This window comes from Amycolatopsis anabasis, from assembly GCF_009765355.1.
In the GTDB taxonomy this organism is placed as follows: Bacteria; Actinomycetota; Actinomycetes; order Mycobacteriales; family Pseudonocardiaceae; genus Amycolatopsis; species Amycolatopsis anabasis.
The window spans coordinates 187,150-214,110 of the sequence record NZ_VTHK01000003.1 but is presented as its reverse complement, the minus strand read 5'-3'; the positions used below and the strand labels follow the sequence as shown (position 1 = coordinate 214,110).

General features: G+C 70.5%; 23 protein-coding genes. 14 read left to right on the top strand and 9 right to left on the bottom strand.

Annotated features, from left to right (window positions below; translation table 11 throughout):
• Positions 1-65: 65 nt before the first annotated feature.
• Positions 66-902, top strand: coding sequence for a tRNA pseudouridine(38-40) synthase TruA (gene truA / locus FXO23_RS05095; protein ID WP_218951904.1), 837 nt, complete (start codon positions 66-68; stop codon positions 900-902).
• 97 nt (positions 903-999) lie between these two features.
• On the opposite strand, the gene FXO23_RS05090 is transcribed toward truA, so the two are convergent.
• The 3 genes from FXO23_RS05090 to eccE all read right to left on the bottom strand — a co-directional run bounded on the left by FXO23_RS05090 (position 1,000) and on the right by eccE (position 4,082).
• A complete protein-coding gene (locus FXO23_RS05090; protein WP_158881638.1) occupies positions 1,000-1,923 on the bottom strand; it encodes a DUF559 domain-containing protein in 924 nt (307 codons plus the stop codon).
• A gap of 258 nt (positions 1,924-2,181) precedes the next feature.
• A complete protein-coding gene (locus FXO23_RS05085; RefSeq protein WP_158881247.1) occupies positions 2,182-2,904 on the bottom strand; it encodes a hypothetical protein in 723 nt (240 codons plus the stop codon).
• The gene (gene eccE, locus FXO23_RS05080) at positions 2,901-4,082 is read right to left on the bottom strand and encodes a type VII secretion protein EccE (RefSeq protein ID WP_179956697.1); all 1,182 of its coding nucleotides are present in this window, start codon (positions 4,080-4,082) and stop codon (positions 2,901-2,903) included. The genes FXO23_RS05085 and eccE overlap by 4 nt, the downstream gene beginning before the upstream one ends.
• Before the next feature lie 458 nt (positions 4,083-4,540).
• On the opposite strand from eccE, the gene eccB reads away from it, so the two are divergent.
• The 3 genes from eccB (at position 4,541) to FXO23_RS05065 (ending at position 7,710) form a co-directional block, all read left to right on the top strand.
• The gene (gene eccB, locus FXO23_RS05075; protein WP_158881245.1) at positions 4,541-6,163 is read left to right on the top strand and encodes a type VII secretion protein EccB; all 1,623 of its coding nucleotides are present in this window, start codon (positions 4,541-4,543) and stop codon (positions 6,161-6,163) included.
• Between the two features lie 67 nt (positions 6,164-6,230).
• On the top strand, positions 6,231-6,545 hold the full coding sequence (locus FXO23_RS05070) for a hypothetical protein (protein WP_179956688.1): 315 nt from the start codon (positions 6,231-6,233) through the stop codon (positions 6,543-6,545).
• Positions 6,546-6,633: 88 nt separating this feature from the next.
• Positions 6,634-7,710: a WXG100 family type VII secretion target gene (locus FXO23_RS05065; RefSeq protein WP_246256918.1), complete on the top strand. Its 1,077-nt coding sequence runs from the start codon at positions 6,634-6,636 to the stop codon at positions 7,708-7,710.
• A 103-nt stretch (positions 7,711-7,813) separates the two neighbouring features.
• Here FXO23_RS05065 and FXO23_RS05060 read toward each other — a convergent pair whose 3' ends face one another.
• Positions 7,814-9,466, bottom strand: a complete 1,653-nt coding sequence (locus FXO23_RS05060; RefSeq protein ID WP_158881243.1) for a type VII secretion-associated serine protease mycosin — start codon at positions 9,464-9,466, stop codon at positions 7,814-7,816.
• A gap of 15 nt (positions 9,467-9,481) precedes the next feature.
• Positions 9,482-10,876 carry a type VII secretion integral membrane protein EccD gene (eccD, locus tag FXO23_RS05055; protein WP_158881241.1) on the bottom strand — a complete coding sequence of 465 codons (1,395 nt, stop codon included), beginning with the start codon at positions 10,874-10,876 and terminating at the stop codon, positions 9,482-9,484.
• A 256-nt stretch (positions 10,877-11,132) separates the two neighbouring features.
• Between eccD and eccCa the strand changes: the two genes are divergently transcribed.
• The 5 genes from eccCa (at position 11,133) to FXO23_RS05030 (ending at position 18,429) form a co-directional block, all read left to right on the top strand.
• Positions 11,133-15,149, top strand: coding sequence for a type VII secretion protein EccCa (gene eccCa, locus FXO23_RS05050; RefSeq protein ID WP_158881239.1), 4,017 nt, complete (start codon positions 11,133-11,135; stop codon positions 15,147-15,149).
• 34 nt (positions 15,150-15,183) lie between these two features.
• Complete coding sequence (locus FXO23_RS05045; RefSeq protein WP_158881237.1) at positions 15,184-17,154, top strand: type VII secretion-associated protein; 1,971 nt, start codon at positions 15,184-15,186, stop codon at positions 17,152-17,154.
• A complete protein-coding gene (locus FXO23_RS05040; protein ID WP_158881235.1) occupies positions 17,151-17,525 on the top strand; it encodes a hypothetical protein in 375 nt (124 codons plus the stop codon). Before FXO23_RS05045 ends, FXO23_RS05040 begins: the two co-directional genes overlap by 4 nt.
• A 249-nt stretch (positions 17,526-17,774) precedes the next feature.
• Entirely contained in the window at positions 17,775-18,098 is a 324-nt protein-coding gene (locus tag FXO23_RS05035; RefSeq protein WP_158881233.1) for a WXG100 family type VII secretion target, read from the top strand.
• Between the two features lie 40 nt (positions 18,099-18,138).
• Positions 18,139-18,429, top strand: a complete 291-nt coding sequence (locus tag FXO23_RS05030; protein WP_158881231.1) for a WXG100 family type VII secretion target — start codon at positions 18,139-18,141, stop codon at positions 18,427-18,429.
• A 67-nt stretch (positions 18,430-18,496) separates the two neighbouring features.
• On the opposite strand, the gene FXO23_RS05025 is transcribed toward FXO23_RS05030, so the two are convergent.
• From FXO23_RS05025 to FXO23_RS05015, 3 genes are read right to left on the bottom strand one after another with little or no spacing between them, the layout of a single operon-like run.
• The gene (locus tag FXO23_RS05025) at positions 18,497-19,105 is read right to left on the bottom strand and encodes a DUF4333 domain-containing protein (RefSeq protein ID WP_158881229.1); all 609 of its coding nucleotides are present in this window, start codon (positions 19,103-19,105) and stop codon (positions 18,497-18,499) included.
• A gap of 43 nt (positions 19,106-19,148) precedes the next feature.
• The gene (locus tag FXO23_RS05020; protein ID WP_158881227.1) at positions 19,149-20,036 is read right to left on the bottom strand and encodes a hypothetical protein; all 888 of its coding nucleotides are present in this window, start codon (positions 20,034-20,036) and stop codon (positions 19,149-19,151) included.
• A 14-nt stretch (positions 20,037-20,050) separates the two neighbouring features.
• Complete coding sequence (locus FXO23_RS05015) at positions 20,051-20,962, bottom strand: hypothetical protein (RefSeq protein ID WP_246256916.1); 912 nt, start codon at positions 20,960-20,962, stop codon at positions 20,051-20,053.
• Between the two features lie 198 nt (positions 20,963-21,160).
• Between FXO23_RS05015 and rplM the strand changes: the two genes are divergently transcribed.
• From rplM to glmM, 3 genes are all read left to right on the top strand, one after another.
• Complete coding sequence (rplM, locus tag FXO23_RS05010; protein ID WP_158881225.1) at positions 21,161-21,613, top strand: 50S ribosomal protein L13; 453 nt, start codon at positions 21,161-21,163, stop codon at positions 21,611-21,613.
• Positions 21,614-21,627: 14 nt separating this feature from the next.
• On the top strand, positions 21,628-22,104 hold the full coding sequence (gene rpsI / locus FXO23_RS05005; protein ID WP_158881223.1) for a 30S ribosomal protein S9: 477 nt from the start codon (positions 21,628-21,630) through the stop codon (positions 22,102-22,104).
• 289 nt (positions 22,105-22,393) lie between these two features.
• Complete coding sequence (gene glmM / locus FXO23_RS05000; protein WP_158881221.1) at positions 22,394-23,728, top strand: phosphoglucosamine mutase; 1,335 nt, start codon at positions 22,394-22,396, stop codon at positions 23,726-23,728.
• A 73-nt stretch (positions 23,729-23,801) separates the two neighbouring features.
• Here glmM and FXO23_RS04995 read toward each other — a convergent pair whose 3' ends face one another.
• Positions 23,802-24,803 carry a cytochrome P450 gene (locus FXO23_RS04995; protein WP_158881219.1) on the bottom strand — a complete coding sequence of 334 codons (1,002 nt, stop codon included), beginning with the start codon at positions 24,801-24,803 and terminating at the stop codon, positions 23,802-23,804.
• A gap of 51 nt (positions 24,804-24,854) precedes the next feature.
• Between FXO23_RS04995 and FXO23_RS04990 the strand changes: the two genes are divergently transcribed.
• Complete coding sequence (locus FXO23_RS04990; protein ID WP_158881217.1) at positions 24,855-26,603, top strand: fatty acyl-AMP ligase; 1,749 nt, start codon at positions 24,855-24,857, stop codon at positions 26,601-26,603.
• Positions 26,604-26,622: 19 nt separating this feature from the next.
• Positions 26,623-26,889 carry an acyl carrier protein gene (locus FXO23_RS04985; RefSeq protein WP_158881215.1) on the top strand — a complete coding sequence of 89 codons (267 nt, stop codon included), beginning with the start codon at positions 26,623-26,625 and terminating at the stop codon, positions 26,887-26,889.
• The last annotated feature ends 72 nt before the right edge of the window (positions 26,890-26,961 follow it).

Here is a 26,961-nt window from a genome sequence, read left to right as displayed (position 1 = left end):
CAGTTAGCCCGCGAAACGAGCCCGTCGCTCCCGAAGTTGGGGAGGGCGGGCTCGTTCGTCTGCGCCTGGACGTCAGCTACGACGGAACCGACTTCTCCGGCTGGGCCCGCCAACCAGGTCGTCGCACCGTACAAGGCGTCCTGGAGGACGCCCTCGCCAAACAACCCCCCGGCGCCGCCGTCCCCAAATCCGTCGTCGTCGCCGGCCGAACCGATGCCGGCGTCCACGCCACCGCCCAAGTCCTCCACGTCGACGTCTCTCGTTTAGCGGGCAAAACGAGAACAGGGCGCCTGGAAGTGGACGAGCACGGGATCCCTGACCTCGTACGCATGCGTCATCGGTGGAATCGGATCTTGCCTTCGGACGTGCGGGTACTCGATGCGCGAGTCGCGCCGCCCGGGTTCGATGCGCGGTTCTCGGCCGTTCGCAGGCACTATCGCTACCAGGTGTCGGACGCTCCGTGGGGGGTGGATCCGTTGCGGCGCAACGACACTCTCGCTTGGGGCCGCCCGCTTTCGGTGGACGCGATGAACAAGGCGTCGAGTGAGCTGCTCGGCCTGCGTGACTTCGCCGCGTTCTGCAAGCAGCGTGAAGGGGGGACGACGATTCGCGAACTGCAGCGACTCTCCTGGCGTCGCACCGGCGAGTACGCGGTCGAGGTGGCGGTCTCCGCGGACGCGTTCTGCCATTCGATGGTGCGCAGCCTGGTCGGCGCCCTGCTGCTGGTTGGCGACGGCCGTCGCGAGACCGACTGGCCCGCCCGCGTACTGGACAGCGGGATCCGGGACAGCGCGGTCGCCCCCGCCCACGGCCTCACCCTGGTCGGAGTCGACTATCCGCCCGATGCCGAACTGGCAACCCGCGCCGAACAAACCCGCAACATCCGCACCCCTCACTCCTGACCCCCCAACCACTCCGAGCCCAGCACGTTCTCGTTTAGCGGGCTAAACGAGAACCTCTTGGTTCCGGCAGCGATGTGGCGGGTTTGGTGACTGCTGGCTAGCAGGTGGCGGTGGCCCGGCGGGCGGCTTGGGTCTGCCTGGCCACACGGACTTGGTTCAGGATGCCGGCGTAGTCCGTCGCGAGTTGGTCCGCGGTGATGATCACGAAGATCCATCCCTTGGCTTCCAGGGACTGTCTTCGCGCCAGGTCTATCGCTCTCTGCTTGGGTGTCTCGTGCCAACGCCCGTCGTACTCGATAGCCACCTTGTCTTCCTCGAGCGCGAGATCGAGCCGCGCATAGCGTCTTCGTTTCCGGCGGACCTTCAACTGTGGCGTGGCGTAGATTCCGCCAGCGTCAAGGACGACTCGTAGCTCTGACTCGGGCTTCGATTCGGCGCGGGGATCGGACAGTTGCAGTGCTTGGCGTGCCAGGCGAATGCCACGGTTGCGGCGCCCGTAGAACAAAGGGAGGAGCGACGGCCATCTTACCAAGCCTGACCGGAGAAACGCGTCCAAATCCGGGACGCCGATCCGCAGACGCCTGACCCACCCGCGCTTTCGAGGGGACAGCCGGAGCAGGAGGTCCAGGGCGATTCGCCGTGGCCGGGCTATGCGGACGCCTTGCCAAGGGCGATATTCGTCCGGCTTGACTTCCGTGCGTCGGATATGGATTCCCACGATGGGTCCGAAACGGTGTTTCTCAGGGACGATGAATTCGACGGGATCGTATGGATTGGCAAGCGCCACACCGAGAACGGTCGCGGCTGAGCGACCGGTGAGGACCGCTTCCGGTGGAGCCAGCAGTGCCGCGCCCCGGCAACGGAGTTCGTGCGTCACGACTACGTCAGCACGTGCGTACACGTCCTGGAACAGTCGCCTGACCGAGTTCCCGCGTAACTCCCACTCGGTGATGAGCCCCGCTTTGCGGGCCTCCGATCCGCGGAAGACCTCGGGAAGTGTGCGTGGTTTGAATGTATTCATCACGCTGCCACGGTCGCGGTGACCGCCGACAATCCCGGTCGTCATCGGCGGCAGGCAGCCGAGTTATCCACCACGCCCTCAGCCATCCACAATTTGCGGCCCATACCTTGACAAAACCGCAGACAACCAACCGTCGCCAAACCTCAGGCGAAACGAACTCAGTTAGCCCGCTAAACGAGAACCCGTGTCGGGCGGGTGGGTGGCGCGGCCTCGTTTAGCCCGCTAAACGGGTCCGGCCTGGGTGAGGGGGTGGGTGGGTTAGTCGCCGCGGCGGACGGGGCCTAGGAGTTGTTGTTCCTTGGCGGTGGTGACCAGGCGGAGGGGGCGCCACAGGTTTCGGCCGAGGGCGACGACCTGGTCGTCCTTCAGCGTGGTGAGCTGACGCATCATCTGCGGCGGCAGCCGCCACAGTCGTGCGGCCAGCTCGGCCTGGCCCACCGGCAGGCGCTGCATCAGCACCAGATCGGCCGCGTTCGCCGTCGCGCCCGCCTGCGGGTGCAGGTAGGGGAGCACGTACACCGTGGTCTGCCACGGCGACCGCGGCGGGAACAGGTCCTGCGGCGTGGGGCCACCATCGGTCACCACGAGCAGCGGGGCGTCCTCGGATGGGCGCGGGAGCTCGACCGGCGACAGCCGCCGGATCTGCACCAGCGGCGAGGGTCGCCCGTTCGGCTGATTTCCGGCGGCTTTCGGCAGCATCTGCCAGGCGGCCGGACGCCCGGTCGCGATGACGACCCAGGCGCCGACGGCCATCGCCCGCAAAGCCACCTGCCGCGCCAGGTACAGCCCGCCGACCAGGACGATCCGGGTTGGCATCGACCGCAGCGCGGAGATCGTCAGCGGTTCACCCTTGAGCCCGGAACCGAGCACGATGCCGCCTCGGTCCCCCGACGGGCTGATCGCGTCGAGCAGCGCCGGGTCGACGGTGAACTCCGGTGCGACGCCGGTGTTGTGGCCCGCATCCCGTAGACGCGAGGTCATGCCGTGCCTCCCATCGGCATAGTCGCCGCGAGTCCGTCGACCTGCAGCCCGCGCAACGGCGTCAGCGTGACCCCGAGCCGGTTGGAGATGCTGCTCAGGCGGTTGTCGGCGGCACCGAGTTCACGCGGGTTGCGGGCGCTCAGCCGCACCACGCCGCGGAGCCCGATCTGGCCTTCGTCGGCCGCGGGTGAGATCGACATCGCCACCGTCGCGGACAGCGCGCGGACGCTGGTCAGCGCGTTCAAGCTGTTGGTGATCCGGCCCTTCGGCCAGCCGGTGATCGCGTAACTGGCGTGCCCGATCCCGGCCGCGGTCACGCTGGTCCAGTTCTCCTGCAGGCCGACCCGGTTCCCCGAACCGGCGACCGCGGTGAGCTCCGCGGCCGAGATCCCGGCCCGCAGCAGTTCGTCCGGGTCGAGCGGCCTGGTCGGCACCCCACGCGATTCGAGCGCGTTCCGCACCCGGGACAGCGCGCCGATCAGCGCGCGGTGCGCGCCGACCACGCCGCCACCGCGTTCGCGCACCGCGGCCGCGCACCGGCGCGGGTCCAGCCGGATCGCGACCCAGGTGGTGCGCCGCGCCGCCGCGGGCAGCGGGCCGAGCACCTCCATGTACGAGCTGAGCGCCGGGGAGTCGGCCGGAAGGGCCGCGCTACCCGGGTAGCAGTGCCAGATCATCTGGATCGAGTCGAGGACCACACCGCGGTCCTCGAGACAGGGGGCCAGCGCGGACAGCGGCAGGCTCGGCGCGCCACCCGCCTGGGTGATCAACGCCGGGGTCGGTTCGACCAGCAGCACGGCGGTCCAGGTGCCGTCGTGCCAGGCCAGCCCGACCTGCTGCCGCTCGTGGTCGATGCCGTGCGCGACCACCAGATCCGGAACCACGAGCCGGAGCAGGCTGACCCGCGCGTCGTCGGGCCCGGTGACGGTGGAGTCCTCGGTGGCAATGGACTCGATGCTGGACGGCGGGGGCGGCGTCGCCACCCGGCCATGACTACGGAACGTGTAGCGGAGGGTGAGACCCACCCATTGGGTGAACCACTTGCCGCGCCACCACAGCAGCGCGATCACCAGCGCCACCGCGAGCACGCCGATGCCGACGTACAGCAGCGACTTGTTGATCGCGAGCAGGATCAGGCCGATCGCGAGACCGACCTCGAGCACCACGAGGTTGACCACCGGCAATGGGCCCAGACTCGCGCCGAGCGTGCGCCGTCGAGCCGGTGCGGCGATCGCGGGCGGGGGCGGAGTCGCGCCTGAGGGCGGCCCCGGGGGACCGCCCGGGCCACCAGGGCCTCCTGGACCACCAGGTCCGCCGGGGCCTCCCGGTCCACCCGGGCCGCCTGGTCCACGCGGCACGCCGGGACCACCCGGGCCGCCTGGCCCACCGGGTCTGCCCTGACGGGGCGGCGGCCCCGGCGGCCGTCCCGGCGGCTGGGACCCCGGCGGTCCCGTCGGTCGTGGAGGAGTGGTGACGGACATCCGCGCTTTCTCTTCCCCTCGTGCGTGCTGCGTACCCAGAAAGCCGGTCCCGGGAAAGCTGGCGTCAGCTGGAGTTGGTAGAAACCCACACCAGACGGTCCCCGTACGACTATCCTGCGGAACCGTACCGCGACTGGGAGAGCTGTAGGTCGAGAATGCCGTCAACACCGACAACAAAGTCTCAAGTCCAGGCGTACCAGTTCGTGCTCCGCCGCATGCAGTCGGCACTGGTCCGCAGGGATGCCGTCATGCTGCACGACCCGATGCGCACGCACACCCGTGCCACGATCGTGGGATTCGTGCTCGCCGCCCTGGGAGTGCTCGGCTTCGTCATCTTCGGCCTGATCAGCCCGGCGCCGACGGCGCCGAAGTCCGGCATCGTGATCGCCAAACCCTCGGGTGCGATCTACGTCAAGACGGAGAACCCGTCGATGCTGATCCCGACGTTCAACCTCGCGTCCGCGCGGCTGCTGCTCATGGCGCAGCAGCAGAACGGCCAGCAGGGTGGCGCCCAGTCCGGGGGCGCGCAGCAGGAGGTCAAGCAGCCGGACGTGGTCCCCGACGAGCAGCTGAAGGACATCCCGCGCGGCCGGCTGACCGGCATCATCGACGGCCCCCAGCTGCTGCCCAGCAAGGACCAGCGCGTCTCGGACAACTGGTCGGTCTGCGACAACACCAAGATCGACCCGACCTTGCCGAGCCAGGAAGGCCTGCGGCAGGCCAAGACCGAGACGACCGTGTTCGCCGGTGTCGCCAGCCCCGGCCGGGAGATCAGCACCAAGGAAGCCATCCTGGTCAACGCCGACGACGGCCGTACCTATCTGATCTACCGGCTGCAGAGCAACCCGAACCTGCCGAACGCCAACACCGTGCGGGCCGAGGTGGACAAGACCAAGACTTCGGTGTGGTCGGCGCTCAAACTGTCGTCGGCGCAGCCGCGGCACATCTCGATGGGCATGCTCAACGCGATCCCGCCCGTCGGCGTGCTCACCCCGCCGACCATCCCGGGAGCGGGCGAGAAGAGCCAGTACGACCTGGACAGCCTGCCGGTCGGCCAGGTGTTCAGGACCACCCGCTCGGACGGGACGGTCGACACCTACGCGATCCTGCGCAACGGGATCCAGCAGGTGACCCCGGCCGTCGCCGACATGATCCGGTTCGAGCGGAACGCCAGCCCGGGGCCGATCGCCGATCTGAGCCCGGACAAGGTCAGCCGGGCGAACATCGTGCCGGCCTCGGATCCGAGCGCGTTGCAGGTCGGCACCTTCCCGCAGGACGTGCCGACCGTGCTCGAACCGGCACGAAGCCCGGTGGCCTGCCTCGGCTGGAACATCGTGGACGCGGGCACACCGAATGAAGATGGTCACACCGCGGTGTTCGTCAACTCGCAGCTGCCCGACACCAAGGGCGTGGCGCCGATCGACATCGGACAGTCCAGCCCGGACGGGGTGCAGATCGACAAGTTCTACATGCAGCCCGGGTTCGCGGCGGTGGTGCGGTCGGCGACGTCGAAGGCGTCCTTCACGACCGGGCCGATCAGCCTGATCTCCGACCGCGGGCTGCGCTACGGCGTGCCGGACGTGGCGACCGCCAACGCGCTCGGGCTCGACAATCCGCGGCCGGCGCCGGAGGCGATCATCAAACTGCTGCCGACCGGGGCACTGCTGAACACGACCGACGTGCGCCGAAGTTACGACTCGGTGCCCATCGATCCCAAGGCCGGGACGTTCCCGAGCCAGGCGCCGCAGGCAGCCGGGAGTGCGCCGCCCGGGAAGTGACGCGGGCCGGAACCGCGGGCGGAGGCGTACCGTCACAACTCCCGACAGCGGAAACGGGAGAGTGGTCGTGGCCGGCTTCAGGATGGACGCCGAGGTCGTCGGCGGGTACGCGAAGACCGTCGACGCCGCCGCCGAGGAGCTCGGCGGCGCGGTCGGCGGGTTGCGGGACGGCGCGCTGACCGAGGAGACGTTCGGAACACTGGGCAAGGAGCTCGGTCTCGTCGAGTCGTACGCCCGTGCGGCGGCGGCGCTTCGCGGGCAGTTGGAGCACGGCGCGGTGGCCTTGCGGTCGGCGTCGGAGGCACTGCACAAGGTGACCACGAACCAGTCCGGTGGCGACGGCGACGCGGCAGTCCAGATCAAGAAGGCCGGCGAGCTCTGAACCCGTCCGGCACCCGGCGACCCCTGGAGGCCTTTTGTTTCCCCACAACGAGAACTTCTCGTTTAGCGGGTTAAATGAGAACCCCCAGGTGGGGGCGTCCGCGGTGGCCGGGACGGCGCGTTCGGGCGAGGTTCCGGACGGGCCGGACGGTGCGGGTATTCGCGCGGACGCCGCGTCGCATCTGGCGTACCTGTCCCAGCTGGCGGGGCAGCTCGGCGTGATCGATCCTGTCGAGGCTTATTTCGAACCGGTCGCCGGCCGCTGGTCCGATCTGCACGAGGAGGCGGAGCGCTGGCGGGCTGCCGCACGGGCGGCGGCGCACGTGTCCGAGGAGCTCGGGAAGCCGCTCGGCGGGCTGGATGCCGGTTGGGAAGGCAAGGACGCGGACGCGTTCGTCGCCTACATCCGCGAGATCGGCGTCGCGGGCGGGGATGCCGAGGAAGCGCTGAACACCATGGCCGATGCGCTCGACGAGACCGCCGCGGGAATCCGCCAGATCGCGCTCGACCTGGCGGATCTGCTGATGGACACCGCCGAGGTGACCTCGGAGTCGGCGACCCTCCCGGTCGGTGGCGAAGAGCGCGCGCGGAGCCAACTGGTGGAGGCGAGGCAGTCCGCCAAGGCGTTGTTCGAGTCCGCGCGAGACGTGCTGGAATCGTTCGGCCGGTTGTGCGACGGCGTTGAGGACGGCGATGCGTCCACGGCCCCGGGCATCGAGATGGCGCACCGGTATCCGGAGGAGAAGTTCAAGCTGGAAGAGGACCGTTCGGCGGCGGGGCCCTCCAGCGCGCCAGCCCGGGAAGAGGCCGGGGAGTCGTCCAGCTCCGCGAGCACCTCGCCGGCTGCGGACCACGGTTCGAACGACGCGGCACCCGGCGGCTCGGCGACGACCGAAGCGCCGCTTCAGGTCGGGCACCAGACCGCTGCGGCACCTCCGGCCGAAGCCGTCGCCGCGGCGGTGACCGAACCCGATGCGCACGCGAACCCCGGTAAAGGCGCGCAGCAGGCGCCGATGGGCGGCATGGTGCCGATGATGGGCGGCATGGGAGCCGGTCAAAGTGGGGGCGACCGCGAGCACAAGGTCAAGGCCCGGGTGCCCACCGAGCCGGTGGACCTGTTCGGCAAACCGGATCAGGTGGCCCCACCCGTCATCGGGAAGGACTAAGCACCGGCTCTCTCGTTTAGCGGGCTAAACGAGAGAGCCCGGTACCCGGGATGCAGTGGGGCCGCGTGTTCTCGTTTAGCCCGCTAAACGAGAACACGGTGGGTCAGGTTGCTTTGCGGGGGCGGGGATCGGGGTCGGGGCGACCGCGCCGGATGGTGTGCACGACGAACAGGGTCACCAGCAGGGCGACCAGGCCGCCGCCGGTTCCGGACAGCGCCACGATCATCGGCGTCCAGTCCTTGTTCGACGCGGGCGGCAACCCCGACGGAAGCTGCTTGGGCGCCGCCGGAGGGATGTTCTCCTCGCCCGGGATGACCGAGGTCAGCGCCGCCATCGGGTTCACCACGCCGTAGCCGACGAAGTTGTCCCGGCCGCCCGCCGCGCCCGGATGCTGCGCGGTCACCTTGATCCGGTTCATCACCGCTCGGGCGGACAGCTTCGGGTACATCGCCCGCACCAGCGCGACCACACCGGACACATAGGGCGCCGCGAAGCTGGTGCCCTGGATCGGCTGCGCCTGACCGCCTTCGATCGTCTGGTTGGCGAGCAGGTCCGAGCCCTTCGCCGGGTCCAGCGAGATGATCTCGGTACCCGGCGCGGCCACGCTCACCCAGGGGCCGTTGACGCTGAACGGCGCGATGCCGCCGTCCTGCTGGATGGCACCCACCGAGAGCACGTCGTCGGCGAACCACGGCGGCGTGACGAGCACGTTCGGCTTGTTCGGATCGGGGCCGTTGTTCTGCACGCAGTTGTTCGAGGTGTTCCCGGCCGCGGCGACCACCACGATGTTCCTCTCGACCGCGTACCGGATCGCGGCCTGCAACTGCTGCTCGCCCGGTGTGATGATCTGGCCGAGCGCCTTCCGGCAGTTGTCCACCGACATGTTGATCACGTTCACGCCGTCGTAGTCGGCGGCCCGCCGAACGGCCATGGCGAGGGACTCCACGTCCCCCGCCGTGCCTTCCTGGCCCTGCTCGCGACCGCCCTTACCGCCCTGCTGCGGTCCGGTGCCGCCGGACGTCCCGCCACCTTCCTGGGACGGCGGCAGTTCCGAACTCGGTGCCTGCGGCGAGGACGGCGGAGCCGATTGCCCGGGTTGCCCCGGCGTGCCGGTCTGCGGAGGCGGCGTCGCCTGCTTGTCCGCCGGTTTGAAGTTCTGGCTGGACTGCCGGATCGACACGATGCGCGCGTCCGGGGCGACCCCCTTGAAGCCGATCGTGCCCGGGGTGTTCGCGGCGATGATCCCGGCCACTTCGGTGCCGTGGCCGTCGCAGTCGAGCAGGCCGCGGTCGCTCTCCTGGACGTAGTCCCCGCCTGCCTCGACCCGGTCCTGCAGGTAGGGATGCTGGGTCACCCCGGTGTCGATCACCGCGACCTTGATCCCGCCCCCGGAACTGCCCCGGGCCGACTTCGTCAGCTTGTGCAGCTCCTCGATCTGCAGATAGCTCTGCGCCCACGGCTTGTTCTGCAGCAGCGTGTTCTGACCGAGTTCCCGCTCGACGCACTTCTTGCTCGGCTGGTACGGGTCCTTCGGCTTGCCGCCGTTGTCACCCGGCGGCGGCGCCGTGACCGGGGGCGGAGCCCAGCTGTTCGCGCCCGCCGCGGGCACGTCGTTCTGCGCGATCGCCTCGTTTAGCGGGCTAACCGTGCCCGGCGCCAGGGAGGCGACGGTGGCGGCCAGGAGGACGGTCGCGGTCCGGCCGGGGACACCCGGCGCGCGGACCCGGGCCGTCCACCTGCTGCGTGAAGATGCCATGAAACTCGAGTCCGATCAGCCGAAGTCGATGTGCCGCAGCGTCGCGTAGAGATCCATCACCGCGAGCGCCAGCGGCAGGACCGTCGCGATGCAGATCGCCTCGATGATCTCGACGGTCCGCCGCAGCGGCGGCGAGAACCGCTGGCCCGGGAATACCACGCCGACCACCAGCGACCCCGCCGCGACCAGCACCAGGGTCCCGAAGACCCACAGCAGCCGGCCCAGCGTGCTCTCCGTCCACATCCACTGCAGCAGGATCCCGCCGCCGGACACCATGCCCGTGGTCAGCAGCGCGACCGCCTGGCTGCCGTTGGCGTACGACCGGGCGCGCAGCAGCAGCACCAGCGTCGCCACCGCGCCCATGATGATGCCGAACACGCTCGGCGAGGACGCCGCGATGATCGACGAGATCGCGGTCACCGAACCGCAGCCGATGAGCAGCCCGGTCATGTAGTTGTGCGCGATGTTCGTCCGGCGTTCGATGGCCGTGTAGTCGGGGAAGCCCGCGTCCTCCTTCAGTTCCTCCGCGCTGCCCGGCACGTGCGGCAACGGTAGTTTCGCGAGCCAGATCGTCGCGCGCGGCAGGATCGAGATGCAGGCCAGCGCGATCGCGGCGGCCCCCGCGGCGATCCCCGCCGCCGGGTGCGCGATGAGCGTGCCGACCGCGAACGCGATCACCCCGAACACCCCGGCCGTCGCGGCCGCGATGAACGTGGTGATGCCCGAGCCGATCACCAGGATCGACACCCCGGCGATGATCACCACGAGCCCGCTGGCCAGCAGCAGGTTCGCCCGGAGCGACAACCCGGGCACGATGGAGAAGCCGGAGACGAACGCGAACGGCAGGCCGCCCGCCGCCGCGATCAGCACCCCGGTGGCCTCGGCCTGGTACGCCTTGGCGAGCGTCGCGCCGATCGCCACGCAGGCGATCGCGCCCACCCCGCCGGCGATCGCCGCGGTGAGGCTGCTGCCGCCGAAGAACGAACCGCCCAGGAACAGCGACAGCGCGGCCGCGATCAGCGCCAGCCCGCCCGCGATGTGCCCGATGCGGCGCGCGGTCTCCGGCGTCCACGGCCGGAAGCTGTCCGGGTCGGACTCGGCGATCGCGTCGACCACGTCGTCGTACAGCGGCGGCGGCGGGTTCTCGTTGCGCTTGCGGAGCTGCAGCAGCTCACCGTCGACGATGCCGAGCGACGCCAGCGTCCGGCTGGGATCCAGCGGAGCGTCGCCGAGCTTGGCCAGCGCCCAGCCGCCATGCCGGGCGCCACCGTCCGGGGTGGCCTCCTTCGCCATCTCCAGCAACATCGGCAGCAGGTCCGCGACCGCGACATCGGCCGGCAGCGCGACGTCGATCCGGGTGCGCGGCGCCACCACCGTGACCCTGCTGAATACCGTCGTGCCCGTTGCCACTTTCTCGGCCCCCTACCTGGAGAGAATCTGCGGGGTACTTATACCCGAACACCCGCGCCCACATCATTGTCGAACCGTTCCGGAGTGTCGGTAGGCGGTCCTAGTATTAACGCACCGGAGCTCGCCGTGGTGCTGCTTTGGCAGAACCGGACCGGGTTGGGCGGTATTCGCCCGGACACGCGGTTCGGTTCGCTACCGTGTGGGTCGGCCGTGGGCCAGGCCGCCCACCGTCGCCGAGTTGAAGAGGGGTCCTTCGGTGAGCACGCTGCAGTTCAAGAAGTCGCCGCGCCTCGCTGCGCCGCGGCCGCCGGGTGGCGAGGTCCACCTCGAACCGCCGCCCGAGGTCCCCAGAACGATCCCCGGCAACATCGTCATGAAGCTGATGCCGGTGGTCATGGTCGTCGGCATGCTGGGCATGGTCGTGGTGATGTTCACCAGCGGCGGCGCGGCCGCGCGCAACCCGACCACGCTGATGTTCCCGCTGATGATGCTCATGGGCATGGGCGGGATGTTCGCCGGCGGTGGCCGGGGCGGCGGCCAGAAGAAGGCCGAGATGAACGAGGACCGCAAGGATTACCTGCGCTACCTCGGCCAGATGCGCGACCGGGCCCGCGAGGCGATGGTCGACCAGCGCGCCGCGCTGGAGTGGGTGCACCCGGATCCGCAGATGCTGTGGTCGCTGGCCGCGAGCCGCCGGATGTGGGAGCGCCGCCAGAGCGACCAGGACTTCCTGCACCTGCGGGTCGGCCGCAGCTCGCACCGGCTGGCCACCCGCCTGGTGCCCCCGCAGACCGGCCCGGTCGACGAGCTCGAGCCGATCGCCACGCTGGCCCTGCGCCGGTTCGTGCGCGCGCATTCGATCGTGCCCGACCTGCCCACCCAGATCACCCTGCGCGGGTTCGCGGCGGTCAGCATGGCCGGCGACCGCGAGCTGACCCGCGGCCTGGCCCGCGCGATGGTCGCCCAGCTGGTCACCTTCCACAGCTGTGACGACGTGCTGATCGCGGTCGCCTCCGCCGGGCGGGCCAAGGAGGAGTGGGAGTGGGCGAAGTGGCTGCCGCATACCCAGCACCCCGAGCTTTCCGACGGCATCGGCCAGCTGCGCATGATGGCCGGTTCGCTGGCCCAGATCGAGCAGTGGCTCGACGGCGAACTGCGTGACCGGCAGCGGTTCTCCCGGAACGCCACACCGGCCCCGGACCAGCCGCACGTCGTGATCATCATCGACGACGCCGAGGTGACCCGCGAAGAGCAGATCATCCTGGAGGAGGGCCTGGTCGGCGTCACACTGGTCGACCTGTCCGACTCGCTCGGCAACCTGGCCGCCCGGCGCGGCCTGCGGCTGGTCGTCGAGGAGGACCGGCTCGGCGCGCGCAGCGCGGGCGGCGTGGAGTGGTTCGGCCGCCCGGACAAGCTGAGCGTGGTCGAGGCCGAGGCGCTCGCCCGCAAGCTGTCGCCGTACCGCGTCGGCTCCGCCGCGCAGGAGGCCAGCGAGGACGAGCCGCTGCTGTCCAACCCGACGCTGCTGGAACTGCTCGGCATCCCCGGCGACCCGATGACGTTCGACGTGCAGCAGGCGTGGCGGCCCCGGCCGGTCCGCGACCGCTACCGCGTCCCGTTCGGCGTCGGCGAGTACGGCCAGGCCGTCGAACTGGACATCAAAGAGGCCGCGATGGAGGGCATGGGCCCGCACGGCCTGTGCATCGGGGCGACCGGTTCCGGTAAGTCGGAGTTCCTGCGCACCCTGGTGCTCGGCATGCTCGCGACGCACTCGTCCACGACGCTCAACTTCGTGCTCGTCGACTTCAAGGGTGGCGCGACCTTCCTCGGGCTGGACAGCGCGCCGCACGTCTCCGCGGTCATCACCAACCTCGCGGACGAGGTCACCCTGGTCGACCGCATGAAGGACGCGCTGGCCGGGGAGATGAACCGGCGGCAGGAAGCGCTGAAGAACGGCGGTAACTTCAAGAACGTCTGGGAATACGAGAAAGCCCGCGAAAACGGCGCCGACCTCGACCCGCTGCCCGCGCTGTTCATCGTGGTCGACGAGTTCTCCGAGTTGCTGTCGGCCAAACCGGACTTCATCGACCTGTTCGTCGCCATCGGCCGGCTGGGCCGGTCGCTGCAGATGCACATGCTGCTCGCGTCGCAGCGGCTGGAAGAGGGCAAGCTGCGCGGCCTGGACTCGCACCTGTCCTACCGGATCGGCCTGAAGACGTTCTCGGCGGCGGAGTCCCGCGCCGCGATCGGCGTGCCGGACGCGTTCGAGCTGCCGTCGATCCCGGGTTCGGGCTACCTGAAGTACGACACCTCGACCATGGTGCGCTTCAAGGCGTCCTACGTGTCCGGTCCGTACCGGCCGTCCGGGATCAAGACGGCCGGCCCGGTCGCCAGCGTGGTCCGCGCCGACAAGCGCCCGCAGCTGTTCGTGCCCGACTACGTGGAACTGCCACCGGAGCCCGAACCCGAGCCGGATCCGGTCCAGCAGAAGCCGGAACAGCCCCATTCCGACGAGGCCGTCGAGCCGAGCGAGCTCGACGTCATCGTCGGCCGGCTGGTCGGCCAGGGCCCGCCGGCGCACGAGGTGTGGCTGCCGCCGCTGAAGGAACCGAACTCGCTGGACACGCTGCTGCCGAACCTCAACCCCACCGAGGACCGCGGCCTGTCGCCGGTCGGGTTCTTCGGCAACGGGCGGCTGCAGGTTCCGATGGGCATCGTCGACCGGCCCTACGAGCAGCGCCGCGACCCGCTGTGGGCGGACTTCTCCGGTGCGGCCGGGCACGGGGTCCTGGTCGGCGGTCCGCAGTCGGGCAAGTCGACCATGCTGCGCACGCTGATCATGTCGATGGCGCTCACGCACACCCCGGAGGAAGCGCAGTTCTACTGCGTCGACCTCGGCGGTGGGACGCTCGCCGGGCTCTCCGACCTGCCGCACGTCGGCGGGGTCGCGGTCGCCCGGCGCGAGCCGGACAAGGCCCGCCGGATCGTCGCCGAGCTCAACACCCTCGCCAACGAGCGGGAGGCGCGGTTCGGCGCGCTCGGCATCGACTCGATGAACGACTTCCGCAACCGCAAGCGCCGCGGCGAGATCACCGCGGAGCAGGACCCGTTCGGCGACGCGTTCCTGATCGTCGACGGGTGGCGCGCGCTGCGGGACGACTTCGAGGAGCTCGAACCGCAGATCACCAAGCTCGCCAACCAGGGCCTCACCTACGGCGTGCACGTGATCATCGCGGCGAACCGCTGGGCGGACATCCGCCCGGCGATCAAGGATCTGCTCGGTACCCGTTTCGAGCTGCGGCTCGGTGACCCGACCGAATCCGACATCGACCGCCGGGTCGCGGCGAACGTTCCCGAGGGCCGGCCCGGCCGCGGGCTGACCCGCGACAAGCTGCACTTCCTCACCGGCCTGCCCCGGATCGACGGTTCCAGCGATCCCGACTCGGTCGGCACCGGGGTGGCCGACGCGGTGGCGAAGATCTCGTCGGCGTGGCGCGGCAGGCACGCGCCCCAGGTGCGGCTGCTGCCCGAGCTCATCACCTACGAAGAGGTGCTGGCCCAGGACACGCGCCGGGACACGAAGCTTGTCCCGATCGGGGTCAACGAGGAAGACCTCGCCCCGGTCTACCTCGACTTCGACGCCGACCCGCACTTCATGGCCTTCGCCGACGGTGAATCGGGGAAGACGAACCTGCTCCGGCAGATCTGTCGCGGGATCACCGAGCGGTACACGGCCAAGGAAGCGGTCGTCATCCTGGTCGACTACCGGCGCACCATGCTGGGCTTCATCGAGGGCGAGCAGCTGCTCGGGTACGCGGTGTCGTCCGCGCAGCTGGAGTCCATGGTGGACGACATCGCGGGCTCGATGTCGCGGCGCTTGCCGGGGCCGGACGTCACCCCGGAGCAGCTGCGCAACCGGTCCTGGTGGACCGGGCCGGAACTGTTCCTGGTGGTCGACGACTACGACCTGGTGGCCACCCAGACCAACAACCCGCTGCGGCCGCTGGCCGACTACCTGGCGCAGGCCAAGGACGTCGGGCTGCACATGATCGTCGCGCGGCGCACCGGTGGCGCCTCGCGGGCCCTGTACGACCCGGTCGTCGGCAAGCTGAAGGAGATCGCCGCCCCGGGTCTGATCATGAACGGCTCGCGGGACGAGGGTGTGCTGCTCGGCACCGTGCGGCCCAGCGCGATGCCGCCCGGCCGGGGCATCATGGTCAGCCGCAAGGTCAGCAAGCAGCTCATGCAGATCTCCTGGATCCAGCCGGAATGAGGCTGGCTGGGAAAGGCGGAGGCGGGGACAGCCCGTGACCCTGCGGGTGGCGGTGGACTTCGGGACGTCGAGCACCTGCGTGGTGGCGTCGATCAACGGCCGGGAACCGCAGGTGGTCGTGGTGGACGGCCAGCCGCTGATGTCCTCGGCGGTGTACGCGGCGCCCGACGGCACGTTGTTCGTCGGGCAGGAGGCCGAACGCCAGGCGGCGATGGACCCCTCGCGCTACGAGCCGAACCCGAAGCGGCGGATCGACGAGGGCGAGCTGCTGCTCGGCGACACCGTGCTGCGGGTGACCGATGTCGTGCACGCGGTGTTGCGGCGCGCGGTGACCGAGGCGCGCCGGCTGGCCGGGGGCGCCGAGGTGGACCTGCTCGTGCTGACCCACCCGGCGGACTGGGGCGCGATCCGCACCCGGTTGCTGCGGCAGGCGGCGGGGCGGCTGGCGCACGAGGTCGCGCTGGTCCCGGAACCGGTCGCGGCCGCGGTCTTCCACGCCGCCACCTTCGCGCCGACCGAGGTCAACCAGGAACGGACCGTCGAGTTCAGCGGCCGCCCGGGCGACACCCTCGCCGTCCTCGACCTCGGCGGCGGAACCGTCGACGTCAGCGTCGTCACCCGTGCTCCGGCCCAGCTCTCCTCGTTTAGCGGGCTAAACGAGAGGATCGGTCGCCGGGGTGGGTTTCAGGTGCTGGCGACCCGGGGGGATCCGAGTTTCGGGGGCGCCGACGTCGACCAGATGCTCCTGGAGCACGTCGGCGGCCTGGTTTCGGCGGCGGACCCGGACGCGTGGCGGCAGCTGGTCGAGGGCCGGGAGCTCGCCGACCGGCGTCGGCGGCGCGTGCTGCGGCAGGACGTGCGCGGCGCGAAGGAGACGCTGTCCCGGCACGCCTACACCGACGTGCCGATGCCGCCGCCGTTCTCGGACGCGCACGTCACCCGGGAGGACCTGGAACGGCTCATCGCCGCGCCGCTCGGCCGGGCGGTCGAGCTCACCGTCGCCGCGATCGACGAGGCCGGGCTGCGCCCCAAGCAGCTCACCGCGATCTTCCTGGTCGGCGGGTCGAGCCGGATCCCGATGATCTCGCGCCTGACCCACGAACGCACCGGCGTCGTCCCGACCACCCTGGACCAGCCGGAGACCGTAGTCGCCCGCGGGGCGCTCCGGGCGGTCCAGGTCGACCCCGATCGCACCGGCGCGCTGCCCGGCGCCTCGGCGCCCCGGCCCGGCCTGCCACCCCGGCCGGGCGATCAGCGCACCGAGGTCGTCCGCCCCGGCGACCGCCCCCGGCCCGCCTACACCCCCGCCCCACCACCCCGCCCCGCCGCGCCGCCCCCATTTAGCCCGCTAAACGGGCCCGGCCCAGGTGGCGGGGCAGGCAGGGGGCCGGTGCAGGTGCCGTCGCCGCCGCGGGGGATGCCGGCCACGGCCCTCGCCGAGCCGGGGAAGCGGCCGGCCCGCAAGCTGCCCTGGCTGATCGCCGGCGCCGTGGTGCTGGTCGCCGCGGTGGCCGCCGTCCTCATCGTCACCCTGAACCAGGGGAGCGACCAGCCGACCGGCCGCACGGTCGCGGCGTACGAGTACAAGTTCCTCGCCCCCTCCGACTGGGCGCAGACCGGCGGCAACGTGCAGGAGCGCCGCGTCGTGGTTCGCCCCAGCGACGCCCAGAGCGGGGACGACCTGGTCGCCGTCCAGGAGATCGCGATGGACTACGACGCCACCGCGGACCGGGCGAAACTCGCCGGGGAGTTGCGTTCGCTGACCGAGCAGGCGACCCAGCAGGGCGCCGCCCAGTACTCCGGCTTCAACGCCGACGCCACCTACGCCGGGAAACAGGTCATCTACTACCGCGAGACCAAGCCCGCCGCCGTCGTCGACTGGTACGTCCTGGCTCAGCGCACCATCCGGGTGCACGTGGGCTGCCAGTACGCCGGCGCGGTGCCCAGGGACCGGGTCGCCGACTCCTGCGAGCAGATCGTCCGCACCCTGGAGATCATCACGTGACGGCCCGCCCCGGTTCCCCGGAGCGCGGCGCGGGCGAGGAGCACGCCGCCCGAGTCCGGGACGCCATCACCTACACCCGGCGCGTGAGCCGGGAGGCACGAGCCCGCGGCGATCGGCATCGGGTGGAGAACGCCGAACTCGCCGCCGAGTTCCGCGCTCGCCGCCTGGCCGGAACCGCCACCGAGGCGACCCCGACCAGCGTGCGCGACGCCGCGAAACGGTTCCGGCTGGCCAACGGGCTCCCGGTCGCGGACCTCCCCGCGGCCGGCGAACTGGTTCCGCCGAAGCGCCGTCCACGGCCGAAGACAACACCAAAGAGTGAAGACGACGAGGACTTTTCGCAAGAGCGAATCATGATCCGCGGCGACTGAATGACGCTCGCGCCGGTTTCCTCGATTGCCGGAACCTGTTGGCGCACAACGGTTTTTCCGGACCCGGAACCGGAAAAACGACCACCCGGGAATGGTGCTTCCCGGCCGGTTCCACCCTCGGGCATTCACTCTCGCAACTACTTGCCCGCAAATCGCGACACGGCGGAACCGCTCGTGGCATGGTCTTCGTCGTAGGTCCGTACGAACAAACACCGCATGGACAACCACTAACGAAGGGGGTAGCTCCCAATGGCTGAAGGCTTTACCGGAGAAGTTGCTCAGTTCACCCAGGCCGAGAAGGACGTCACCGCCTGCCGCGACCAGATGGACCAGCGGCTGCTGAAGCTTCGTGGCGAGATCGAAGCCACCCAGGCCGGTTGGGACGGCGAGGCCGCCCAGGCGTTCCAGAACATCATGATGCGCTTCAACGAGGCCGGCCGGAAGCTGAACCACGCGCTGTTCGGCATCGGTGAGCTCCTCGAGCAGGCCGGTAGCACCTACCAGGCGTCGGAGCAGCAGCAGCAGGACTTCATCAAGGCCAAGGCCGCCGGCATCAGCTCGGTGCTGGGCTGACGCGACCACACAGACTTTTTCGGGATAGGGAGAAACATCAATGGCCATCAAGGTTCAGTACGAAGTCATCCACCAGGCGGCGAGCGACTGCACGTCGACGCTGAACTTCCTCAAGGAGTCCTTCGGGGACCTGAAGAAGCAGCTCACCCCGCTGACCGAGACGTGGACCGGTTCCGCGAAGACCGAGTACGAAAACCTGCAGCGTGAGTGGGACAAGGGCTTCGAGGAGCTGACCCAGCTGCTCAACCAGATCGCGGTCGCGCTGCCGCAGATCGCCGACGGTTACCAGCAGACCGAGGGTGACGTCACCAAGCTCATGGGCAACCGCTGATTCTCGATCGGCGACCCAAGCGCCGGCCCGGCCTCCCGCCGGGCCGGCGCTTTTTTCGTCCGCGTGGTTATTTCGGGGCGCCCACTTCGAACTCGGGCTTGTCGTTCAGCACCCGGATCGCCACTTTCTTCTGCTGCCCCGCGACCGTGACCGAGCATTCGAACGTCGTCCCGGTTTTCGTGGCCTGATCGTCGGGGCAGCGCGCGTCCTTGACGTCGCCTTCGCCGTAACTTTCGCGCAACACCTTGAGCACGCCGTCCTGCAGGGACCCCTGGTCGAGCACCTCGCCCCGGAAAGCGCCCAGCAGCCAGGCCACCACGCCGCCGGCCGCCAGCACCAGCACGACCGCGCCGCCGATGATCCACGGCTTCTTCGAGCGCGGCCCCTTCTTTGTCTGGTCCTCGCCGCCGAACGCGCCGAGCCCGCCGTAGGCACTGGACTGCTGGAACCCGCCGCCGAACCCGGAGTACTGGCCCTGCGGCGGGGTGCCCGGCGCGGGCTGGCCCGGGTATCCCTGCGGCGCCGCGGGCTGTTGTTGCTGCGGTTGCCATTGCGGCTGGGACTGGGGCCCCTGCTGCCACTGCGCCGGGGACCCGGGCTGTTGCCACTGGGGCTGGGCCCCCGGTCCCGTCGGTGGCTGCCCCCACCCAGGCTGCTGGTTGGGTGGTTGGGTCATCGGCGGTCACCTCGCGCGCTGGTCAGGAGTTTTCGGTAAGTGGTCATCCGGTGCGGGCCTGGTCGAGCCGGCGGTAGAAATCGTCCACCGCCGCCTGGTCGGGAAGAACGGTGATCTGCGCGGCGTCCGGCAGTTTCGGAAAGTCGTTCGGGCTCGCCTTCCCGGTGAAGTGGAACTCCTCGCGCAATTCGATGCGGTGGCCCTCGGCGGAGATGTTCGCCTCCATGAGGATCTGCTCGAGGGCGCCGCCCGGATCCAGGGTGATCGTGGTGGGCACGATCTGTTTCCGCATGGTGTCGGTGATCTGGCCGAGAACCGAATCCGGCAGGACCTCGACCCGGGCCCGCAGGAACGCGTCCAGCGTCACGTCGGCACGCAGTTCGGTGCGCCCGCCTTGCCGGCTGCGCGCGTTCGTCGCCGCCTTTTTGTTGGTGTTGAAGGTGATCGCCACCGCGTTGGCCATTTTGCAAGCGGGCAGGATGCCGGCCCACGCGCACGCGGGCGCGGCCCGGCCGTCGGTTTTCGGCAACGACACCCAAGCCGTCGGCGCGACGTTCTTGTACACCGGGCCGAGATACACGAACTGGCGGTCGCCGTCGGCCGGGCTGAAGCTGTCCAGGAATTCGTCCGGATTCTTTTCCGAACGGTTGTGCGTGACCCGGCTTTCCGGCGATCCCAGGCGCGCCGAAACGATCGTGTTGTGCGCCCATTTCTCGTCGAACCGGAAGTAGGTGTCGTTCGACGCGGTGGTGTCGCGCTGCTCGCCGAGCGATTCCTGGAGCCGGTTCAGTGCGCTTTCGAATTTGGCGCTGACGTAGGTCGCCGCGTCTTCCCCGTCGGGCAGCGCGGCGCCCGCGCGGGCCTGGCCGCAGGCGGCGGTGAGCGCGAGGGCCGCACCCAGCAGCCCGATCACCCGGAGATGCCGTCTCATGCCATGCCCGCCGGTCATCCGCCCTGCAGCTGGCCGAGCCGGTTGTAGAAGTCCCGCTTCGCGGCCTCGTCGGCGAGCACGGTGACCTGGGACGCGTCGGGGACCTTCGGCAGATCGTTCTCGGTCGGCTGGCCGTCGAGCCGGTAGTGCATCTTGATCTCGACCTCGTGGCCGTCGCCGGCGATCTTCCCGCTCATCTCGATCTCGGTGAGCTTGCCCCGCGGATCGAGCACGATCCGGGTGGGCAGCACCTCGTTCTTCATCTTGTCGCTGATCCGGCTCAGCAGCGTCTCGGGGATGACGATCACCCGTTTCTGGATGAACTCCGCGAGGGTGACCTCGGCGGTCAGTTCGACGCTCCCGTCCGGCCGGCTCTTCGCGGCCTTGGCCACCTGCCGCTTCTCCACCGAGGAGGCGACCGCGTTCAGCATCTTGCAGACGTCCTGCGCGCCTTCCCAGACGCATTCGCTCTGCGAGCCGCCGGTGTAGGGCATCGACACCCACTCGGTCGGCGCGAGGCTCTTGTAGACCGGGCCGAGGCGGGTGTACTCTACCGGGCTGTTCGCCGGGTGGAACACGTCCAGGTACTCGCCGGAGTCGGTGTTCGAATGGTTCTTGGACAGCCGGGCCGGCGGGCGCCCGACCTGGACCGCGCTGATCGTGCCGTTGGCCTTCTTGTCGTCGATCCGCGCGAACTTGGTCAGCACGGTCTTGCGGGGCTCGTTGCCGACGAAGTCGTCGCTGAGGGACTTCAGCTTGTCGGCGAACTTGGCGTTCACGTAGGCCGCCGCGTCGTCGCCGTCGGGCAGGGCGGTGCCCGCCTTCGCGTTCCCGCACGCCGCGACGCCCGGGACGAGCAGACCGGCGCAGGCCAGCAGCGCGGCGAGCCGGTGACGCCGCGGGCGGGTGGTGGTGGACGCGGTCACTTGAGAGGGCCCCCGGTACAGTGCAAGTGCGGTAGCTGGTCGAGACCCTAGTATGACCGCGGCGAAGTACCCCCGCTTCGACCCTCCGGAAAGCGGCCGGGTATCTTCATAAGCTGTTGTGCGCTGCGGCGCCGTGTTACGACTAGGCGCTAGGCCCGCACTCCAACCCACACGCAATGTTGACGACGAGGTAGACCCTTGCCCACGTACAGCCCCAAGCCCGGCGACGTCACTCGTGCCTGGCACGTGATCGACGCCGAGGATGTCGTGCTCGGCCGGCTCGCGACCGAGGTCGCCACGCTGCTGCGCGGCAAGCACAAGCCCACCTACGCCCCGCACGTGGACACCGGTGACTTCGTCATCATCGTCAACGCCGAGAAGGTCGCGCTGACCGGTAACAAGCGCGAGCAGAAGTTCGCCTACCGGCACAGCGGCTACCCCGGCGGTCTGCGGAAGCGCTCCTTCGGCGAGCTGCTCGACACCCGTCCCGAGCGCCTGCTCGAGAAGGTCGTCAAGGGCATGCTGCCGAAGAACAAGCTGGGCCGTGCGCAGGCGAAGAAGCTCAAGGTCTACGCCGGGCCGGAGCACCCGCACACCGCTCAGCAGCCGCAGCCGCACCAGATCGCCAAGATCGCGCAGGTCGCCCAGTGAGTGAGGAAACGTTCGTGACCAGCACCGAGACCGAGGCTCCCGAGACCTCCGAGGCCGTGGCGACCAGCGAGACCCCGGCCGCGCCGAAGCCCTCCCGCGCCGCGGGCGGCACCGCGCAGACCGTCGGCCGACGCAAGGAGGCCGTGGTGCGGGTGCGGCTCGTGCCCGGCACCGGCGAGTTCAAGCTCAACGGCAAGAGCCTGGAAGAGTACTTCCCGAACAAGGTGCACCAGCAGCTCATCCGCGAGCCGCTGGTGACCGTCGAGAAGCCGGAGTCGTTCGACATCTTCGGCAACCTGCACGGCGGCGGCATCTCCGGCCAGGCCGGTGCGCTGCGCCTCGCGATCGCGCGTGCCCTGGTCGAGGTCGACGCCGACGACCGCCCGGCGCTGAAGAAGGCCGGCTTCCTGACCCGTGACGCGCGTGCCACGGAGCGGAAGAAGTACGGCCTCAAGAAGGCCCGCAAGGCCCCGCAGTACAGCAAGCGCTGAGTTAACCCAGAAGCAACCTCCGGAAGCGCTCATCCGTCATTCGGGTGGGCGCTTCCGCGCGTTGCGCCCCACCCCGCCCGCGTTCTCGTTTAGCGGGCTAACCGTGCCGGCGCCCACCCCCACCCCACCCGGCCGCCGATGCTCTCGTTTAGCGGGCTAAACGAGAGCCCCCGGTGACGGATCGCCGCCCGGCACGTTTAGCGGGCTAACTGAGTTCGAGGTGGTCCGGGAGCGGGGCGAGGTGACGGGGCCGCTAGGTTTTCGGGTTGTTCCCCTAGGAGGTCGACAGATGGCTCGCCTTTTCGGCACCGACGGAGTACGTGGCCTCGCCAACGGCGAGCTCACGCCCGAACTCGCGCTCTCCCTGGCGGCCAGCGCCGCCCGGGTGCTCGCCGCGCATGACCGCTCGCACCGGCCGGTCGCGGTCGTCGGCCGGGACCCGCGGGCAAGCGGGGAGATGCTCGAGGCCGCCGTCGTGGCCGGTCTCGCCTCGGCGGGCGCCGACGTCCTCCGGCTCGGCGTGCAGCCGACGCCCGCGGTCGCCTACCTCGTCGGCGAGCTGAACGCCGACCTCGGCGTGATGATCTCCGCCTCGCACAACCCGATGCCGGACAACGGCATCAAGCTCTTCGCCGCGGGCGGGCACAAGCTGCCGGACGGCATCGAGGACGAGATCGAAGCGGGCCTCGGCGCCGAGACCACCCGGCCGATCGGTGCCGAGATCGGCCGCGTTTCCGATGTCGAGGACGCCCTCGATCGCTACGCCGGGCACCTGCTCGGCTCCACCCCGCATCCGCTCACCGGTCTGCGGGTCGTGGTGGACTGCGCCAACGGCGCGGCCTCGGTGGTGGCGCCCGAGGTGTACCGCAAGGCGGGCGCCGAGGTCATCGCGATCCACGCCGAACCGGACGGCATCAACATCAACGACGGCTGCGGCTCCACGCACCTGGAGCAGCTCCAGGCCACGGTGGCCGAGCACGGCGCCGATCTCGGCATCGCGCACGACGGTGACGCGGACCGCTGCCTCGCGGTCGACGGCGTGGGCGAGGTCGTCGACGGTGACCAGATCATGGCCATCCTCGCGCTGGCCATGGCCGACGCGGGGGAACTGGCCGACAACACCCTGGTCGCCACCGTGATGAGCAACCTGGGCCTGCACCTCGCGATGCGCGAGCACGGCGTGACCGTTCGAACCACCGCGGTCGGTGACCGGTATGTCCTGGAGGAGTTGCGTGCGGGCGGGTACACGCTCGGCGGCGAGCAGTCCGGGCACGTGGTGCTGCCCGGGCACGCCACGACCGGCGACGGCCTGCTCACCGCGCTGCGCCTGATGAGCCGGGTCGCCTCCAGCGGCCGATCGCTCGCCGAGTTGGCCGGCGTGATGCGCCGGTTGCCGCAGGTGCTGGTCAACGTGCGGGTCGCGGACAAGGCCGCGGTCGCGGATTCCGACGCGGTCCGCGAGGCCGTCGACGCGGTGGAGGCCGAACTCGGCGAGGAGGGCCGCGTGCTGCTGCGGCCGTCCGGGACCGAGCAGCTCATCCGCGTGATGGTCGAAGCCCCGGCCCAGCACACCGCCCAGACCGCCGCCGACCGCCTCGCCGGTGTCGTCTCCGCCGTCTCCTGAACCAGAACGCTCTCGTTTAGCGGGCTAAACGAGGACCGGTGGCGGGCTGGGGTGGGGTCTCTCGGTTAGCCCGCTAAACGAGAGGAGTGGTGACCGGGGCGTGGGTTAGGCCGTGGAAGGCGGGGTGGGGGCGCCATTGGGGTGGGCCGGGGGTCGCGCCGTCCGCGAAGACTTGGGCGAGGGCGCGCAGAGCCACCTCGGCTTCCGCGATCGCGACCCCGGAGCCCGGGCAGGCGTGCCGGCCCAAACCGAACGCCGCGCCCGCCGAACCCGGCACCTCCGCGACCGGGCCCAGGGGCACGGCGACCTTCGCGCCCGCCTCGATCGCGACATCCGGCAGGGTCACCGGCTCGAGGGCGCGCCGCAGGACGACCCGGGTCGGGCAGATCTCCCCGGCCAGCCGCCGCACGACCGCGGCCCCGCCCGCGCGCAACGCCGCCACCAGGTCCGGCTCCCCGGCCATCCGCAACCCCGCCACCGCGAGGAAGTTCCGCGAGTTCTCGTACGCCGCGTGCGCGAGCACCCCCGGGGTGAGGGTCAGCTCGTCGTCGGTCAGCCGCCCCGCGTCCCGCGCGGCCCGCAGGAGTTCGAGCCCGCCGCCGGGCACCGCCTCCGCCCGCAGGAAGAACATCGCGACCCGCAGCGCGGCCGTCTCCGCCCCGCGCGCCGCGCCCGACCCGCCGAACCACACGTCGAGGTTCGCGGTCGTCGCCTCCAGATCGCGCAGGAACCGCGCGTCCAGCGGCCCGGCCCCCAGCATCGCGGTCGTGACCAGGGACGCCACCGGCCGCGCGAAATCGTCGACCAGGTCGAACTCCCCGGAGAGCGCGCCGACCGCGTCCTCGATCGCGCGCCGCACCTCGCCGGGCAACGGTTCGATCCGCGCGATGACCTCCCGGACCACCGCGCGCACCCGAGCGTGCTCCGGGCCGTCGGAGAACAGCAGGTTCCCGGACTCCGCCGCCGGGCCGCCCGGATTCGAACCGAGCGCCGGGTCCCGCAGTGCCCGCACGCACGCGTCCCGGGTGCGCAGCACGGTGATGTCCTGCCCAGCCAGTGGGTCGGTCGCCGCCATGTCCACACCGAACCACACTCGCGGGTCCCGCCCGCGTGTCAGGATGAGTTCGTGACCGCGACCGTCCCCGCCGAAGTCTTCGACACGCCGTTCACGCGTCGCCTGACCGATCGGCGGGACTCCACCGCGCCCGCGTTCACCTACCTCGACTGCTCCTCCGGCACCCACGCCGTCGAGGAGACGATCACCTGGGCCGACCTGGTCACCCGGATGCGCTCGATCTCCGCGGGACTGCGCCGCCTGGCCGCCCCCGGCGACCGGGTCGCCGTGCTCTGCGCCCAGGACCTCGGTTACGTCACCGCCTTCCTCGGCGCGCTCCACGCCGGCTTGGTCGCGGTGCCGCTGTTCGCCCCCGAAGTGCGGTCGCACCGCGCCCGGCTCAAGGGCGCGCTCGCCGACTGCGACGCGCGCGTCTGGATCACCACCGACCACCGGCTCACCTCATCGTGTGAATTCGCCGAGTCCGCGGGCCTCACCCCGCCCGGCGAGATCGTCACGGTGGAGGCCCTCCTGCGTGAGGACGTCCCGGACACCACGCCCGCCGCGGTCGGCCTCGACGACCCGGCGTACCTGCAGTACACGTCCGGTTCGACCCGCGACCCGGCGGGCGCGGTGATCACCCATCGCGCGCTGCTGGCCAGCTGCTGGCAGGTCGCGCAGGCGTACGCGGTCGACACCGGCACCACCTGCGCCGGCTGGATCCCGTTCTTCCACGACATGGGCCTGATCCAGTTGCTGTGCCTGCCGGTGTTCACCGGCGCGCGGTCGGTCTTCATGCCGCCGCTGGAGTTCATCCGGCGCCCGCTGCGCTGGCTCGAACAGCTCGCCGGTTATCCGAACGTCTTCACCGCCGCCCCGAACTTCGCCTTCGATCTCGCGGTCCAATCCGTACCGGAGCGCCAGCGGTCCACATTGGACTTCTCCGGGGTCCGGGTCGCGCTCAACGGCAGCGAGCCGGTCCGCCCGGACACGGTCGCCGCGTTCGCCGCGGCCTTCGAACCGCACGGATTCACCCCGGAAGCGCACCAGCCGTCCTACGGCCTGGCCGAGGCGACGGTCTACGTCTCGAGCGCGGGCAAGGCGGGCCCCACGGTCACCGCCTTCGACCGGGCGGCCCTCGCCCGCGGCCGCGCGCGAGCGGTACCGCGCGGCTCCGCGGGCGCCACCGAACTCGTTTCGGTCGGCCGCCCGGTGGGCCAGCTCGTGCGGATCGTCGATCCGGAAGGCCACCGGCTCCGCCCGGACGGCGAGATGGGCGAGGTCTGGGTGCACGGCCCGCATGTGGCCGCCGGGTACTGGCGGCAGCCCGAACGCACCGCGGAAACCTTCGGCGCCCGGATCGCGGGCGCGCCCGAGGACGTGCCCGCGAGCGGCTGGCTGCGGACCGGTGACCTCGGCGTGGTCTGCGACGGCCTGCTCTACCTGACCGGGCGGATCAAGGACCTGATCATCGTCGACGGGCGCAACGTCTATCCCCAGGACGTCGAGGAGACCGTCGCGAAGGCCCATCCGGCCGTCCGCCCCGATCGGGTGGCGGCGTTCGCGGTCGCCGACGAGCAGGGCGAGCGGGTCGTCGTCCTGGCCGAACCCGCGCGCGGGGTCGAACCGGGCGACCTGGACCACGACGAGATCGCCCGCCTGGTCCGCCGCGCGGTCTCCGCGGAACACGAGGTGGCACTCGGTGCGTTCCACCTGGTCGAACCGGGTACCGTGCCGCGGACGTCGAGCGGCAAGGTTTCCCGGGCCGCCGCGCGGGCACGGTTCCTCGCGGGCACGGGCGCACAGGACGTGCGGGAATGAGGGGAAGACATTGGGTGAAGTGAACGATCCGCTGGCCTACGTCGACGAGATCAAGAAGATCGTGTGCGACTCGTTCTTCCTGGACCCGGGGCAGGTCGCCGACGACACCCAGCTGGAGGACCTGGGCATCGACTCGAAGCGGCGGGTGCAACTGCTGGCGACCCTCGAAGTCCACTTCGGAATCACGATCGACCTGGACGAGCGCGATCTGCTCACCGACGCGCGCAGCGTGTCCCGGGTGGTCGCGAACACACTCGGTAAGGCCCAGGGCGCGCCCGGCGCCTGAACCCGCTGCTGGGCAGCACGAACTGGACGAATCTGCTGCGCGGCGCCAGGCGGGCCGAGTACATTCTGTGTG